The following is a 15286-nucleotide window of genomic DNA, read 5'->3' on the forward strand; positions in this document are numbered from 1 at the left end:
ACCAGCTGCGTTTTGTTCGACAGCCCGACGAAAAACACCGCCCGGAGGCGGTGTCTGTTTTCGTGGCGGATCAGGATGCAATCAATTGCCGCAACACGTAGTGCAGGATCCCTCCGGACTTGAAGTACTCCACTTCATTCAAGGTATCGATGCGGCACAGCACCTCGATTTTCTCCTGGCTGCCATCTTCGCGGGTGATGACCAGGGGCAGGTTCATCCGCGGTGTCAGTTCCACATCGCTCAGACCGAGGATGTCCAGGGTTTCCTTGCCGGTGAGCTTCAGGCTCTTGCGGTTCTGATCCAGCTTGAACTGCAAGGGCAAGACCCCCATGCCCACCAGGTTGGAGCGGTGAATCCGTTCGAAACTTTCGGCGATCACCGCCTTGACCCCCAGCAGGTTGGTGCCCTTGGCCGCCCAGTCGCGGCTGGAGCCGGTGCCGTACTCCTGGCCGGCGATCACTACCAGCGGCGTGCCGTCGGCCTGGTAGCGCATGGCTGCGTCATAGATCGCCAGCTTCTCGCCGGTGGGGATGTACAAGGTGTTGCCACCTTCCTCGCCGCCGAGCATTTCGTTGCGGATGCGGATGTTGGCGAAGGTGCCGCGCATCATCACCTGGTGGTTGCCACGCCGTGAGCCGTAGGAGTTGAAGTCCCGCGGTTCCACGCCCTTGTCCCGCAGGTAGCGGCCAGCCGGGCTGTCGGCCTTGATATTGCCGGCCGGGGAGATGTGGTCGGTGGTCACCGAGTCCCCCAGCAGGGCCAGGACCCGGGCGCCGCTGACATCGGTGATCTGCGGCAGCGGGCCGGCGATGTCATCGAAGAATGGCGGGTGCTGGATATAGGTCGAGTCGTCCTGCCAGACATAGGTGGCCGCTTGCGGCACTTCGATGGCTTGCCACTGCGCATCACCGGCAAACACTTCGGCGTATTCCTTGTGGAACATCCGGGTGTTGACCTGGGCCACGGCGTCGGCGATTTCCCGGCTGCTGGGCCAGATGTCCCGCAGGTATACCGGCTGGCCGTCCTTGCCGTGCCCCAGGGGCTCGCTGCTGAGGTCGATGCGCACCGTACCGGCCAGGGCATAGGCCACCACCAGCGGCGGCGAGGCCAGCCAGTTGGTTTTGACCAGAGGATGGACCCGGCCCTCGAAGTTGCGGTTGCCCGACAGCACCGAAGCCACGGTGAGGTCGGCCTGCTGAATGGCTTTTTCGATCGGCTCCTGCAGCGGTCCGGAGTTGCCGATGCAGGTGGTGCAGCCATAACCCACCAGGTCGAAGCCCAACTGGTCCAGGTATTGCGTCAGGCCCGCGGCCTTGTAGTAGTCGGTCACCACCTTGGAGCCAGGAGCCAGGGAGCTCTTGACCCAGGGCTTGCGTTGCAGGCCCTTTTCCACGGCTTTCTTTGCCACCAGTCCGGCGGCCATCATCACGCTGGGGTTGGAGGTGTTGGTGCAGGAGGTGATGGCGGCGATCACCACCGCGCCGTTTTTCAGGCGATAGGTCTGGCCTGCATCCAGGTAATCGGCTTCGCCCACCAGATCGGCGTTGCCCACGGCGACACCGCCGCCGCCCTCGCTTTCCAGGCGGCCTTCTTCCTTGCTGGTGGGTTTGAACTGCAGGTCGAGGAAGTCGCTGAAAGCCTGGGCCACGTTGGGCAGCGCCACCCGGTCCTGCGGCCGTTTCGGTCCGGCGAGGCTGGCTTCGACGCTGCCCATGTCCAGGGCCAGGCTGTCGGTGAATACCGGCTCCTTGCCCGGCAGGCGCCACAGGCCCTGGGCCTTGCTGTAGGCCTCCACCAGCTTCACCAGCTCGGCAGGGCGCCCGGACAGGCGCAGGTAATCCAGGGTGATGTCGTCCACCGGGAAGAAACCGCAGGTGGCGCCGTATTCCGGTGCCATGTTGGCAATGGTGGCGCGGTCCGCCAGGGGCAGGTCGGCCAGGCCATCGCCATAGAACTCGACGAATTTGCCCACCACGCCCTTTTTGCGCAGCATCTGGGTCACCGTCAGCACCAGGTCGGTGGCGGTGATGCCTTCCTTGAGCTTGCCGGTGAGCTTGAAGCCGATGACTTCCGGAATCAGCATCGACACCGGCTGGCCGAGCATCGCCGCTTCTGCCTCGATGCCGCCCACGCCCCAGCCCAGCACTCCGAGGCCATTGATCATGGTGGTGTGCGAGTCGGTGCCCACCAGGGTATCGGGGAAGGCGTAGGTGCGGCCGTCCTCGTCCTTGGTCCAGACCGTGCGCCCCAGGTATTCCAGGTTGACCTGATGGCAGATGCCGGTACCCGGCGGCACCACGCTGAAGTTGTCGAAGGCGCTCTGCCCCCAGCGCAGGAAGGCGTAGCGTTCGCCGTTGCGCTGCATCTCGATGTCGACGTTCTGTTCGAAGGCGCTGCTGCTGGCGAACTTGTCCACCATCACCGAGTGGTCGATCACCAGGTCCACCGGCGACAGCGGATTGATCCGCTGCGGGTCGCCGCCGGCCTTGGCCATGGCGGCACGCATGGCGGCCAGGTCGACCACCGCCGGCACGCCGGTGAAGTCCTGCATCAGCACCCGGGCCGGGCGGTATTGGATCTCGCGGTCGGAGCGGCGCTCCTTGAGCCAGGCGGCGAGGGCCTTGAGGTCGGCGCCGGTGACGGTCTTGTCGTCTTCCCAGCGCAGCAGGTTTTCCAGCAGGACTTTCAGCGACATGGGTAGGGCATCGATATCGCCCAGGCTTTTGGCGGCGTCCGGCAGGCTGAAATAGTGATAGGTCTTGTCATCGACCTTCAGGGTCTTAAGGGTTTTCAGGCTATCGAGGGATGGCATTGAATGACTCCTTGTGGCCCGCACGGCTACGGGCCTGTGATACGGACAGAGAGTTAACCTAGCTCTGTTTGGGGCTTATGGCTAATCACTGGACTGCTGGCGCAAGTCCAAGGTTCCGAACTCGGTTATGATGCGCCGGTTTTCGTGACAGGCTTTGCTACAGGGCAGGTTTGCGCATCGATTCGTCGCCATTTGCCCAGGAGATTCAATGAACACCCTGTTTATCCACTGCCGGCCCGGTTTCGAGGGCGAGGTCTGCTCCGAGATCGCCGATCACGCCGCTCGCTTGAATGTCGCCGGCTACGCCAAGGCCAAACCCAGCAGCGCCTGCGCCGAGTTCATCTGCACCGAGGACGACGGCGCCCAGCGCCTGATGCAGGGGTTGCGTTTCTCGGAACTGATCTTTCCCCGGCAGTGGGCCCGTGGCGGCTTCATCGAGTTGCCGGAAACCGACCGCATCAGCGTGATCCTGGCCTATCTGGCCGCTTTTCCCCAGTGCGGCAGCCTGTGGCTGGAAGTGGTGGATACCAATGACGGCAAGGAGCTGTCTAACTTCTGCAAGAAGTTCGAAGGGCCGCTGCGCAAGGCCCTGAGCGCCGCCGGCAAGCTGGTGGAGGATGCCGCCAAGCCACGCTTGTTGCTGACCTTCAAGAGCGGTCGCGAGGTCTTTGTCGGCCTGGCGGATGCCGGCAACTCGGCCATGTGGCCGATGGGCATACCGCGGCTGAAATTCCCCCGGGAAGCGCCGAGCCGCTCGACCCTGAAGCTGGAAGAGGCCTGGCATCACTTCATCCCCCGTGATCAATGGGACGAGCGCCTGCACAGCGACATGACCGGGGTTGACCTGGGGGCGGCGCCGGGAGGCTGGACCTGGCAACTGGTCAATCGCGGCATGCTGGTGACTGCCGTCGACAATGGTCCGATGGCCGAAAGCCTGATGGATACCGGCCTGGTGCAGCACTTGATGGCGGACGGCTTTACCTTCAAGCCACGGCAGCCGGTGGACTGGATGGTCTGCGACATCGTCGAGAAGCCGGCGCGCAACGCGGCGCTGCTGGAAACCTGGATCGGGGAGGGCCATTGCCGCGAAGCAGTGGTCAACCTGAAGCTGCCGATGAAGCAGCGTTACGCCGAAGTGAAGCGTCTGCTGGAGCGGATCGAAGAAGGCTTCAAGGCCCGGGGGATTCGCGTGGCGATTGGCTGCAAGCAGCTGTATCACGACCGCGAGGAAGTGACCTGCCACCTGCGGCGCCTGGATGTGAAAAAGCCCAAGTCGGCGTAGTACCCGCAACACCGCCCGCTTCCAGGTAGGAGCCGGCTGGCCGGCGAAAAAGGCCCCACAGCTGTGCAAGGCGTGAGGATGCCTTCGCTGGCAAGCCAGCTCCTACGGACCGGGGCTGTGGAACGACGGCAACAGATGACCCTATGGCGCCATTGCGCGACAATGCCCGCCTGTTTCAGGAGTGAACCATGAGTCAAATCATCGATACGCCGGTCGACGGCACCCTTGACGCCACCGGCCTCAATTGCCCCGAGCCGGTGATGATGCTGCATCAGCACATCCGTGACCTGCCGGCAGGCGGGCTGTTGAAAGTGATCGCCACCGACCCCTCCACCCGCCGTGACATTCCCAAGTTCTGTGTGTTTCTCGACCACGAACTGGTGGCGCAGCAGGAAGAGGCCGGGACCTATCTCTACTGGATTCGCAAGAAGCTCGACTAACCGGCCGAACGGCTGATGCGGATCTGCTTGCGCGCGCTGCGGGTCAGGCGGATCAGCAGCATCAGCGCGGCGCAGGTCAAGCCGGCAATCAAGCCTTCCCACAAGCCGCTCGGTCCACGCGCCGGGCCGAACCAGTCGGTCAGGCCCAGGGCGTAGCCGACCGGCAAGCCAATCCCCCAATAAGCGAACAGGGTCAGGATCATGGTCACCCGGGTGTCCTGATAGCCCCGCAGTGCGCCGGCGGCGGTGACCTGGATGCCGTCGGAGAACTGGAACAGCGCCGAGTAGACGATGAGCATCGAGGCGACCTGGATCACCAGCGGGTCGTTGGTGTAGATCGAGGCGATGGGTTCGCGCAGCAGAAACATCAGGCTCGCCGACAGGCAGGCATAAGCCAGGGCCGCCCCCATGCCGACCCCGGCGCTGAAGCGTGCGTCACGCGGCTGCTGGCGTCCCAGGGACTGGCCGACCCGCACGGTCACGGCCATGGCCAGGGAGTAGGGGATCATGAACATCAGGGCGCTGACGTTGAGGGCGATCTGGTGTCCGGCCACCACCGTGGCTCCCAGGCTGCCGATCAACAGGGCGATCACCGCGAAGATGCTCGACTCGGCGAATACCGCGATACCAATGGGCAGGCCGACGCTGAGCAGGCGACCGATCACTGCCCCTTGCGGCCAATCGAACTGGCTGAACAGCTGGATCTTGCGATAGGCCTGCGCCCAGCCAATCCAGCCGGCCATGCCCAGCATCATGGCCCACATGACGATGGCCGTGGCCCAGCCACAGCCCACGCCACCCATGGCCGGCACGCCGAAGTGGCCATAGATGAAGATGTAGTTGATGGGGATGTTCAGGGCCAGGCCACACAGGCCGATGACCATGCTCGGCACCGTGCGCCCCAGGCCGTCGCTCAGGCAGCGCAGCACGTAGTACAGCGCCACCGCCGGCAGGCCGCTGGCGATGCCGTGCAGATAGCCCATGCAGGGCTTGATCAGTTCGGGATCGACGTTCATCAGGTGCAGGATCGGTTCGGCGCTGACCAGCATCAGGGTCGCCGAGATCCCGGCCACCACGGCCAGCCACAGGGCCTGGCGTACCACCGGGCCGATCTCGTGCAGCTTGCCGGCGCCAAAGCGCTGGGCCACCTTGGGCGTGGTGGCCAGCAGGGTGCCGGTCATCAGCAGGAACACCGGAATCCAGATCGAGTTGCCCAGGGCCACGGCCGCCAGGTCCCGCGAGCTGACCCGGCCGGCCATCACAGCGTCGACAAAGCCCATGGCGGTGGTGGCCACCTGGGCAATCATGATGGGCAGGGCCAGTTGCAGCAGGTCCCGCAGTTCACGGCCGACCCGGGCAGGGCGGCTGATGGCGGTGTTGGAAGGGGTGTCGGTCACGGAATTCACGGGGCGGAGCGTCCATAGGTGTGTTGCGCAGGACGCGACAGTCTACTCGTTGACATGGTGGTCAGGAAAAAATCCAGTGTTGTGGATTTGTAAGGGCGCCTGCGCTGCAAACGGGCGCTGGACTTCAAGCGGTGCTGGCTCGCCCTGGCATCTGCGCCTACACTGCGGCTCCGCACGAGGAGCCTGCCATGTTGATTGTTGCCGACGAAAATATTCCCCTGATTGACGAGTTCTTTGCCGGCTTTGGCGAGATTCGGCGCTTCCCCGGGCGCGCCATCGATCGGGCGGCCGTGGAGCAGGCCGATGTGCTGCTGGTGCGCTCGGTGACCCAGGTCGATCGTCAACTGCTGGAAGGCAGTCCGGTACGTTTTGTCGGCACCTGCACCATTGGCACCGATCACCTGGACCTGGACTACTTCCAGCAAGCCGGGATCAGTTGGTCCAGTGCCCCGGGCTGCAATGCCCGGGGCGTGGTGGACTATGTGCTGGGCAGCCTGTTGACCCTGGCCGAGATCGAAGGGGCGGACCTGGCGCAACGCTGTTATGGCGTGGTGGGGGCCGGTGAAGTTGGCGGGCGCCTGATCAAGGTCCTGCGCGGCCTGGGTTGGCAGGTGCTGGTCTGTGATCCGCAACGCCAGGCGGCAGAAGGCGGCGACTATGTCAGCCTGGAGCAGTTGATCGAGCGTTGCGACGTCATCAGCCTGCATACCCCGCTGACCCGCCACGGCGAGCATGCCACCTGGCACCTGCTGGACCGGCAGCGCCTGGACCGGCTCAAGCAGGGCACCTGGCTGATCAATGCCGCCCGCGGTCCGGTGGTGGATAACCGGGCGCTGCGTGAAGTCCTGCTTGAGCGTGAGGATTTGCAGGCGGTGCTGGATGTCTGGGAAGAGGAGCCGACCGTGGACCGCGAACTGGCGGACCTGTGCGTGCTGGCCACGCCCCATATCGCCGGTTACAGCCTGGACGGCAAGCAGCGTGGCACGGCACAGATCTACCAGGCTTATTGCCGCTTCCTCGGTCAGGCCGAACAGGTCAGCCTGGCCAGCTTGCTGCCGGCGCCCTGGGTGCCGCAGGTGAGCCTCAATGCCAATGCCGACCCGGCCTGGGCCTTGGCGATGATCTGTCGGGCGGTGTACGACCCGCGCCGTGATGATGCGGATTTGCGCCGCAGCCTGGTGGACGATGTCGCCCGGCAGCGCAGTGCTTTTGATGGCTTGCGCAAGCATTACCCGGAGCGCCGCGAAGTTGACGGCCTGCAAGTGCGGATTCAAGGGGAGTCGCCGGTGCTGAGCCGGATCGTCAGGGCCCTGGGCGCCAGCCAAGTCTGAACCCGGTTCGCAGTCAGGGCGCGGGCATAAAAAACCCGGCCATAAGGCCGGGTCAAGAGGACGTGAGGCTGTGTGTCAATCTTGCCGAGCAGGCTTGACCAGTCGCTTTTCCAGTTCGCGGCAGGCGTTCTGGATCATGTCTTCAGTAATAGGTACTTCGCGACCCTGAGCGTCGATGATGGCACACCCTAGAGACTGGTTCGGCTGGGTACGGATCACTTGAATCTTGTCATTGCTGCTGTGTTGCAAGGACATGGCCTGTCTCCTCATCAGGTTGTGTGCTTACTTTAGAATGGCCGGGTGACCAAGCTGTTACAGACCGCCACCAGGACTGGCCCGGCCACTTCACTCCACCAGAAATGTCCAGGGAGTGCCAGCCACAGATTAGACCGATAATCTCTAGGCTCTAGTGTCAGCGGTCATAATCAACCTGACTCATTGTGATTTAGCAAAGTTCCTGCGAATTCATCTCGTTGCCGCCGCTGCAGCGGATCAGTCGCCGGCGCGTCAATGGATGAACTGCATGCTCTCTTCTCGTCACCGCCGGGCGCTGCATCTGGCCAGCCGCTTCATTGCTCCTTACCGTTGGCAGGCGCTGGGCGCCTTGCTGGCGTTGATTGTCACTGCCGGCATCACCTTGTCCATGGGGCAGGGCATCCGGCTGTTGGTGGACCAGGGCTTCATGACCCAGTCGCCGCATTTGCTCAATCAGTCCATTGGCTTGTTCCTGCTGCTGGTCCTGGCCCTGGCGGTGGGCACCTTTGTGCGTTTCTACCTGGTGTCGTGGATTGGCGAGCGCTGTGTGGCGGACATCCGGCGCCAGGTGTTCAATCACCTGATCTACCTGCACCCCGGCTTTTACGAGAACAACCGCAGTTCGGAGATCCAGTCGCGGCTGACGGCGGACACCACCTTGCTGCAGTCGGTGATCGGCTCCTCGCTGTCGTTGTTCCTGCGCAATGCGCTGATGGTGCTGGGGGGTATTGTCTTGCTGTTTGTCACCAACCCCAAGCTCACCAGTATCGTGGTGGTGGCCTTGCCGCTGGTGCTGGCGCCGATTCTGATTTTCGGTCGCCGGGTCCGCAGCCTGTCGCGCCTGAGCCAGGACCGGATCGCCGATGTTGGCAGCTACGTCTCGGAAACCCTCGGCCAGATCAAGACGGTCCAGGCCTATAACCACCAGGCCCAGGACGAGCAGCGTTTCGCCGTGACAGTGGAGGAAGCCTTCGATACGGCGCGCAAGCGCATCGTCCAGCGTGCCTGGCTGATTACCCTGGTGATCGTCCTGGTCCTGGGAGCGGTGGGTGTGATGCTCTGGGTCGGCGGCATGGATGTCATTGCCGGGCGCATTTCCGGCGGTGAGCTGGCAGCGTTCGTCTTCTACAGCCTGATCGTCGGCAGTGCCTTCGGCACCTTGAGTGAAGTGATTGGCGAGTTGCAGCGGGCCGCGGGGGCGGCGGAACGCATTGCCGAATTGCTGCGGGCGGACAGCCGCATCCAACCGCCCGACAGCGGGCTGGTGAGCCTGCCGGCGCGGGTGCGTGGTGAGCTGCAACTGGAGGACCTGGGGTTCGCCTACCCGTCGCGACCGGATCGCTATGCCGTCGACGGTTTGACTCTGACGGTGCGGGCCGGGGAAACCCTGGCGCTGGTGGGGCCTTCGGGCGCGGGCAAATCCACTCTCTATGACCTGTTGCTGCGTTTCTACGATCCACAGCGGGGACGGATCCTGCTGGACGGCGTCCCCCTGACCCAGCTCGACCCGCAGGATCTGCGCCGCTGCTTTGCCCTGGTGTCGCAGAACCCGGCGCTGTTCTACGGCAGCATCGAAGAGAACATCCGCTACGGCAAGCCTGACGCGACCCTGGCCGAGGTTCAGGACGCGGCGAAGATCGCCTATGCCCACGAGTTCATCGAGCAGATGCCCGATGGCTACCGGACCCATCTGGGAGATGGCGGCTTGGGGCTCTCCGGCGGCCAGCGGCAACGCCTGGCAATCGCCCGGGCATTGTTGGTGGACGCACCGATCCTGTTGCTGGATGAAGCCACCAGCGCCCTGGACGCGCAGAGCGAGCATCTGATTCAGCAGGCTTTGCCCAGCCTGATGAAGGACCGCACCACCTTGGTGATCGCCCATCGCCTGGCCACGGTGAAGAATGCCGACCGCATTGCGGTCATGGATCAGGGCAAGCTGGTGGCGGTGGGTACTCATCAGCAACTGATCGCCAACAGTCCGCTCTATGCGCGCCTGGCGGCCCTGCAATTCAGCGACGGCCCTCAGGCAGCGGTGTAGGAGCCGGCTTGCCGGCGAAAGCGTCCAACAGGCTGGCGCCCAGTTCGACGGTTTCTTCGCGGGCGAGCCAGGAGCTGGCCCAATAAAAAGCCCGCATCGTTGCGGGCTTGTGGAGGGGCGGGGTCACTGGTCGTCGAAGTAGCGCTCATGCCAGTCCACCAGCGGCTGCGGTGAATTGAGCTTCTGCCCATAGATCACCGAGTACGACAGCACGTTCTGTACGTACTGGCGGGTTTCGTCGAAGGGGATGCTTTCCACCCACACATCGAAACTCAGGTGATCGGCGCCCTTGAGCCATTGGCGCACCCGCCCGGGACCCGCGTTGTAGGCCGCGGAGGCCAGCACCCGGTTGCCGTTGAACTGGCTGTGCACCTGGCTCAGGTAGGCGGCGCCCAGCTGGATGTTCTTGTCCGGGTCCAGCACTTGCTGGGGCGAGGCCAGGGGGATGCTGAACTTGCGCGCGGTTTCCTTGGCGGTGCCGGGCATCAGTTGCATCAGGCCGCTGGCGCCGACGTGGGAGCGGGCGTCGTCCATGAAGGCGCTTTCCTGGCGGGTGATGGCGAACACCCAGCTGGAATGCAGGCCGCGGACCTTGGCTTCGCGCACCAGGGTGTCGCGGTGAGCCATTGGGAAACGGATGTCCAGGTCATCCCAGTATTGAGCCTGGCTGATGGTGCGGATGGCCGGGAAGTACCACTTCAGGTCGTAGGCCAGCCTGGCCTGGGCCACCATTTCGTCGCGGTTGAAGTGTCGGCTGACGTGGTACCACTCGCGGCGCCCGTCGACGATCTGGCCTCGGGCATGAAACTCCAGGGCGCGACGCACGCCCGGGGTATTGCGGACCTTGTTGATGACCGCCTGGCTCAGCATCAGCGGTTGGTTGTTCAGCTGATAGGGGGCCTTGGCGTGATCGGCGGCGAGGAAGCCATAGAAGTCCCGCTCCCGGGCCAACCCCTTGAACAGCGCCTGGGCCTGAGGGTTTTGCGGCTGGGCCAGCTCCAGGCTGCGAGCCTGCCAGTAGCGCCAGCGGTTGGTGCTGGCCAGGTCCTGAGGCAGCTTGCGGGTCAACTGATAGGCATCCTCCCAACGTGCCAGGCGCAACAGCAGGCGCAGGCGCCATTCGGACACGGTGTTGTCGCGCAGCTCCGGGTCGTACTTGGTCATCACGTCCAGGGCGCGGCTGTCGAAGCGCCGGGCCAGGGTCAGGCCGATTTCGCGGGCAATCGCCACTTTTTCGTCGCGGGAGAAGTGCATGCTGCTGGCATAGCCGTCCAGCAGGGCCATGGCCTTGTCAGGGTCCTGGCGTGCCAGTCGGCGCAGGCCGAGGCCGACCACATCGGACATGGCCTCATCGGCCGGCTGGAAGCGCGAGGGCTGGCTCAGCAGTTCGGGTTTTTGCGCCACGTCGACCAGCAGGCGACCCTGAGGCGCCAGGCTGGTCATACTCTTCACCAGGCTGTTGGCCAGAGGATAGTTGCGGGCTTCGGCCGCCAGTTTGGCCCGTTGCCAGCGTTTCTGTTCGGTCAGTTGGCCTTCGGCGGCCCATTGCGCGAACAAGGCGTCACAGGCGGCCGGTTGGGATTTGCCGGTCAGCCAGAGCTTTTCGGTGGCGGCGTAGCCTTCGGCCTTGAGATTGTGTCCCAGCTGGTACTGGCCGTTGAGGCAATCCAGCTCGGTGAAATTGAGTTTCGGGTCGTAGTACTTGGTGAAGGTCGCCCAATCGCCGCGTTCGGCCAGCCAGCGCAACCAGCGCAGTTTCATCCAGTTGGCCTGGGGCAGATCGCCATGTTCGGCGAGGAATTTCTCGATCTCGGCGTTGCTGGCGGATTTCAGCCGGGCAGTCAGCTCGTCATAGGCCAGGTAGGGTTCCAGCGGGTAGTCGCGCAGCGCATCGGCGTAACGGAAGTAGGGGCCGGAATCACCCTTGGCCAGGGCGCGCTTGGCTTCATCGTAATACTGGCGTTGTAGAGTCAGGTCTGCCGCCTGGGCGGATTGGACGGCTGCGGCGGTGAGAAGCAGGCAAGATAAAACACTGAAAAGGCGACTGCGCATGAGACATCCGGGCAGAGAAATCATGACAAGTGCCGACAAGGCCAACACTGATTGCTCACTAGCTTAGCCTTTTGCCAGCAACCGGTGAAAGCTTTGCCGAACCCTTGGCATCAGTTGGCAACAAAAGTGCCTCAGGGGTGGCCGGCGGCGAAATAGCCGGCCTTCTGCGGGCTCAAGTCAGGTAGAATGCGCGCCCGGTTTTTGGAGAAGAACATGACCCTGCTCAAATTCAGCGATGTGTCCCTTGCTTTCGGCGCCATGCCGTTGTTGGACAAGGTGTCCTGGCAGATCGCCCGTGGTGAGCGGGTGTGCATCATCGGCCGTAACGGTACTGGCAAATCCAGCATGATGAAGCTGGTCAAGGGCGATCAGAAGCCCGACGACGGCTCCGTATGGCGCGCACCCGGTCTGAAGATCGGCGAGTTGCCCCAGGAATTGCCGGTGGCCGACGAGCGGACCGTGTTCGACGTGGTTGCCCAGGGCCTGGACGGTGTCGGCGAGCTGCTGGCCCAGTACCACCACCTGAGCCAGAACATCGTCACCGACGCCGATCTGGAAAAACTGATGCACGTCCAGCACGACCTCGAAGCCCGTGACGGCTGGCGCCTGCAGCAACTGGTGGACAGCACCCTGAGCCGTCTGCAACTGCCCGCCGACAAGACCCTCGCCGAGTTGTCCGGCGGCTGGCGTCGTCGCGTGCTGCTGGCCCAGGCCCTGGTGTCCGAGCCGGACCTGCTGCTGCTCGACGAGCCGACCAACCACCTGGACATCGGCGCCATTGCCTGGCTGGAAGAGGCGCTGAAGGATTTCCAGGGCGCGGTCCTCTTTATTACCCACGACCGTTCCTTCCTGCAGAACCTGGCCACTCGCATTCTCGAACTGGATCGCGGTGGCCTGATCGACTGGAACGGCGACTACGCCAGCTTCCTGGTGCACAAGGAAGCCATGCTGGCGGCGGAAGAAACCGCCAACGCGCTGTTCGACAAGCGCCTGGCCCAGGAAGAAGTGTGGATTCGCCAGGGCATCAAGGCCCGGCGTACCCGTAACGAAGGCCGCGTGCGTGCGCTCAAGGCGCTGCGCGTGGAGCGCAGTGAGCGCCGCGAGCGTACCGGCAAGGCCAATATTCAGCTGGAAACCGCAGACAAGTCCGGCAAGCAGGTGATGGTGCTGGAGAACGTCAGCTTCGCTCACCCGGATGGTCCGTTCCTGGTCAAGGACTTCTCCATGGTCCTGCAGCGCGGCGACCGTATCGGCCTTCTGGGCGCCAACGGCACTGGCAAGACCACCTTGCTCAAGCTGATGCTCGGTGGCCTGGTTCCCAGCAGCGGCAAGGTGGAAGAGGGTACACGGATCGACGTGGCCTACTTCGACCAGTTGCGCCACCAGTTGGACCTGGAAAAGACCGTGATCGACAACGTCGCCGAAGGTCGCGACTTCATCGAGATCGATGGCCAGAGCCGTCACGTGCTCAGCTACCTGGGTGATTTCCTGTTCAGCCCGCAACGTGCCCGTACGCCAGTCAAGGCGCTGTCCGGTGGTGAGCGTGCCCGTCTGTTGCTGGCCAAGTTGTTCAGCAAGCCGGCCAACCTGCTGGTGCTCGATGAGCCGACCAACGACCTGGATGTGGAAACCCTCGAGCTTTTGGAGGAAGTGCTGCTGACTTTCCAGGGCACGGTACTGATGGTCAGCCACGACCGGGCGTTCCTCGACAACGTGGTGACCAGCACCCTGGTCTTTGAAGGCGAGGGCAAGGTTCGCGAGTACGTTGGCGGTTATCAGGATTGGCTGCGTCAGGGCGGTTCGCCTCGGTTGCTGGGCGTGACCGAGAACAAGTCCGGCAAGGCCGAGCTGAATTCCGCCGTGGTGGCGCCGGTACAAGCCGCGGCGCCGGCCCCCGCGCAGGAGGCTCCGGCGGCGAAGAAGAAGCTCAGCTACAAGTTGCAACGCGAGCTTGAGGCGTTGCCAGGGCAGATCGAAGCGATGGAACAGCAGATTGCCGGGGTCGAGGCGGAAATGGCCGATGCCGGTTTCTATCAGCGCCCGGTGGCGGAAACCGCTGCGGTCATCGCCCGGCTGGAGCAGTTGAATGCCGAGCTGGAGCAGATGGTCGAGCGCTGGGCCGAGCTGGATGCCTGAATGACCGCTGAGCAATAAAAAAAGCCCGACTTCAGAGTCGGGCTTTTTGTCGAGGCCGCTGGCGTGCCGGTGGCGGTATTCAGCGCTTGACCAGGTGCACCGCCAGCACGTCACAAGGCGCGCCGTGGAGAACGTCATTGGCGGTGGAGCCCAGTAACAGCGCCAGGCCGTGGCGGCCATGGCTACCGACCACGATCAGGTCGCATTCCTGCTCCTTGGCCAGGTGGTGAATCTCCTGGCGCGGCTGTCCGTAGGTCAGGTGGCTGTATTCCTTGGTCAGCTCCGGGTACTTGTGGATCAGTCGATCCAGGCGCTCCCGAGCCTGGTCGAACTGTTGCTGCTGCAGTTGCGAAAGGTCCATGGGGACATCGCCGCCGAAGGCCATGGCCATGGGTTCGACGATATGCACCAGGGACAGCTTGGCCCCATTGCTCACCGACAGCTCGCGAGCGCGGTGGATAACAGGATCGCACTCTTCGGTTAGATCTACGGCGACCAGAATATGGTGGTAGGACATGAGGCGCTCCTCCTGAGGATTGCAATAGCTTCAAGTATGGCTGCTTTCAAGCGGGTTGGTTTTGCCCAGGCCCCGCTCATCAAAAAATCGAGAGTACTGATATGACGGTCTGGATAGTGGTGTCAATCCTTGCGGTGGTTCTGAGTCCGCTGGCGTGGTTGCGTCCCTCGCGCCGCCAGAGCGGCCTGATCGCCCTGCGCATGGAGGCGCGGCGCATGGGCCTGGCCATGCAGCTGGCGCCTCAGGAGTGGCCACATTGGTTGGGGCAGGAGCCCCCCAATCCGTGCCCGCAGTACCACCGCCCGCGGCGTAGCGCGCAATCGGCCTGCTGGAGTTATTGGCAGACAGCTCCCGGTTGCTGGGTCAATCAATGGCGTGAGCCTTGTGTCGACGAGCTGCTTCTCCAGCACCTGCAGACGTTGCCGTCCGGGGTGTTCAAGGTTGAAGCGGACAAGCAGCTGATTGCCCTGTACTGGAACGAGCGTGGCGAGGTCGGTGTCCTGGAGAACATCGCCTCGGTGCTCAAGGCCTTGGCCTGAGGCCTTCGAGGCGCGCGTCCGGGGCAGGGTGGGGCTGGGCGCTGGGCAATAAAAAGCCCGACTCAACATCGGGCGGGATGGCCAGGCAGGCCGGTAATCGGGTTGGAGCCACCTTCGGGTGGCTTTTTGCTGTCTGGGCAGTGGCTTTATTCGATAAATGTTTTCTGGTCATTTCTTCAGATATATCCCCAGCTTAGTCGTACTTGCTCCTTGAGGTCGGGGGATTTAGGGCGATTTTTCTAAATATTGATCCTATGAATGGCCTTGAATGCGGGGCCGTGTTGAAGGTCCGGGGAGCGATGAAGTGACCGCAAAGTCGCGTTTCAAACAGTGTTTTGTACGATTGACAATTGGCGGATTTTCCCTGAATGTGGCGTACCCAAATCAAACGGGCGTATGAAATGAGCGTTTGCATCGCAGGCGGCTCTGTACAGAATCCCGACTATCGCGTTGGCGGGTGTGCCTGGCGGAATGGCGT

General features: G+C 63.3%; 11 protein-coding genes. 6 read left to right on the forward strand and 5 right to left on the reverse strand.

What is annotated here, in order from left to right:
• Window positions 1-70: 70 nt before the first annotated feature.
• A complete protein-coding gene (gene acnA, locus PST29_RS10085) occupies window positions 71-2812 on the reverse strand; it encodes an aconitate hydratase AcnA (RefSeq protein ID WP_060842973.1) in 2742 nt (913 codons plus the stop codon).
• A 208-nt stretch (window positions 2813-3020) separates the two neighbouring features.
• Between acnA and rlmM the strand changes: the two genes are divergently transcribed.
• Window positions 3021-4094 (forward strand): 23S rRNA (cytidine(2498)-2'-O)-methyltransferase RlmM, encoded by a 1074-nt coding sequence (gene rlmM, locus PST29_RS10090; RefSeq protein ID WP_060838343.1) that lies wholly within the window; start codon window positions 3021-3023, stop codon window positions 4092-4094.
• Between the two features lie 188 nt (window positions 4095-4282).
• Window positions 4283-4534: a sulfurtransferase TusA gene (tusA, locus tag PST29_RS10095; RefSeq protein ID WP_047302965.1), complete on the forward strand. Its 252-nt coding sequence runs from the start codon at window positions 4283-4285 to the stop codon at window positions 4532-4534.
• On the opposite strand, the gene PST29_RS10100 is transcribed toward tusA, so the two are convergent.
• Window positions 4531-5940, reverse strand: a complete 1410-nt coding sequence (locus tag PST29_RS10100) for an MATE family efflux transporter (protein ID WP_060842974.1) — start codon at window positions 5938-5940, stop codon at window positions 4531-4533. The genes tusA and PST29_RS10100 overlap by 4 nt on opposite strands.
• Window positions 5941-6128: 188 nt before the next feature.
• Here PST29_RS10100 and pdxB point away from each other — a divergent pair, with 188 nt between their 5' ends.
• Window positions 6129-7271, forward strand: a complete 1143-nt coding sequence (gene pdxB / locus PST29_RS10105; RefSeq protein WP_060838345.1) for a 4-phosphoerythronate dehydrogenase PdxB — start codon at window positions 6129-6131, stop codon at window positions 7269-7271.
• Between the two features lie 75 nt (window positions 7272-7346).
• On the opposite strand, the gene PST29_RS10110 is transcribed toward pdxB, so the two are convergent.
• Complete coding sequence (locus tag PST29_RS10110) at window positions 7347-7526, reverse strand: PA1571 family protein (protein WP_011060254.1); 180 nt, start codon at window positions 7524-7526, stop codon at window positions 7347-7349.
• Window positions 7527-7785: 259 nt separating this feature from the next.
• On the opposite strand from PST29_RS10110, the gene PST29_RS10115 reads away from it, so the two are divergent.
• The gene (locus PST29_RS10115) at window positions 7786-9564 is read left to right on the forward strand and encodes an ABC transporter transmembrane domain-containing protein (protein ID WP_162492866.1); all 1779 of its coding nucleotides are present in this window, start codon (window positions 7786-7788) and stop codon (window positions 9562-9564) included.
• Window positions 9565-9687: 123 nt separating this feature from the next.
• Here PST29_RS10115 and PST29_RS10120 read toward each other — a convergent pair whose 3' ends face one another.
• Window positions 9688-11616 (reverse strand): transglycosylase SLT domain-containing protein, encoded by a 1929-nt coding sequence (locus PST29_RS10120; RefSeq protein WP_060838347.1) that lies wholly within the window; start codon window positions 11614-11616, stop codon window positions 9688-9690.
• A gap of 213 nt (window positions 11617-11829) precedes the next feature.
• Here PST29_RS10120 and PST29_RS10125 point away from each other — a divergent pair, with 213 nt between their 5' ends.
• Window positions 11830-13752 carry an ATP-binding cassette domain-containing protein gene (locus PST29_RS10125; RefSeq protein ID WP_060838348.1) on the forward strand — a complete coding sequence of 641 codons (1923 nt, stop codon included), beginning with the start codon at window positions 11830-11832 and terminating at the stop codon, window positions 13750-13752.
• Between the two features lie 79 nt (window positions 13753-13831).
• On the opposite strand, the gene PST29_RS10130 is transcribed toward PST29_RS10125, so the two are convergent.
• On the reverse strand, window positions 13832-14269 hold the full coding sequence (locus PST29_RS10130) for a universal stress protein (RefSeq protein WP_016964862.1): 438 nt from the start codon (window positions 14267-14269) through the stop codon (window positions 13832-13834).
• 101 nt (window positions 14270-14370) lie between these two features.
• Between PST29_RS10130 and PST29_RS10135 the strand changes: the two genes are divergently transcribed.
• Entirely contained in the window at window positions 14371-14808 is a 438-nt protein-coding gene (locus PST29_RS10135; protein WP_060842976.1) for a hypothetical protein, read from the forward strand.
• The last annotated feature ends 478 nt before the right edge of the window (window positions 14809-15286 follow it).

It is taken from the genome of Pseudomonas sp. St29 (assembly GCF_001547915.1).
GTDB lineage: Bacteria > Pseudomonadota > Gammaproteobacteria > Pseudomonadales > Pseudomonadaceae > Aquipseudomonas.

Bases quoted from the DNA above. Each gene is read 5' to 3' on its own strand.
- acnA (WP_060842973.1), bottom strand. From the start codon at position 2,812: ATGCCATCCCTCGATAGCCTGAAAACCCTTAAGACCCTGAAGGTCGAT.
- rlmM (WP_060838343.1), top strand. From the start codon at position 3,021: ATGAACACCCTGTTTATCCACTGCCGGCCCGGTTTCGAGGGCGAGGTC.
- tusA (WP_047302965.1), top strand. From the start codon at position 4,283: ATGAGTCAAATCATCGATACGCCGGTCGACGGCACCCTTGACGCCACC.
- pdxB (WP_060838345.1), top strand. From the start codon at position 6,129: ATGTTGATTGTTGCCGACGAAAATATTCCCCTGATTGACGAGTTCTTT.
- PST29_RS10110 (WP_011060254.1), bottom strand. From the start codon at position 7,526: ATGTCCTTGCAACACAGCAGCAATGACAAGATTCAAGTGATCCGTACC.
- PST29_RS10115 (WP_162492866.1), top strand. From the start codon at position 7,786: ATGAACTGCATGCTCTCTTCTCGTCACCGCCGGGCGCTGCATCTGGCC.
- PST29_RS10120 (WP_060838347.1), bottom strand. From the start codon at position 11,616: ATGCGCAGTCGCCTTTTCAGTGTTTTATCTTGCCTGCTTCTCACCGCC.
- PST29_RS10125 (WP_060838348.1), top strand. From the start codon at position 11,830: ATGACCCTGCTCAAATTCAGCGATGTGTCCCTTGCTTTCGGCGCCATG.
- PST29_RS10130 (WP_016964862.1), bottom strand. From the start codon at position 14,269: ATGTCCTACCACCATATTCTGGTCGCCGTAGATCTAACCGAAGAGTGC.
- PST29_RS10135 (WP_060842976.1), top strand. From the start codon at position 14,371: ATGACGGTCTGGATAGTGGTGTCAATCCTTGCGGTGGTTCTGAGTCCG.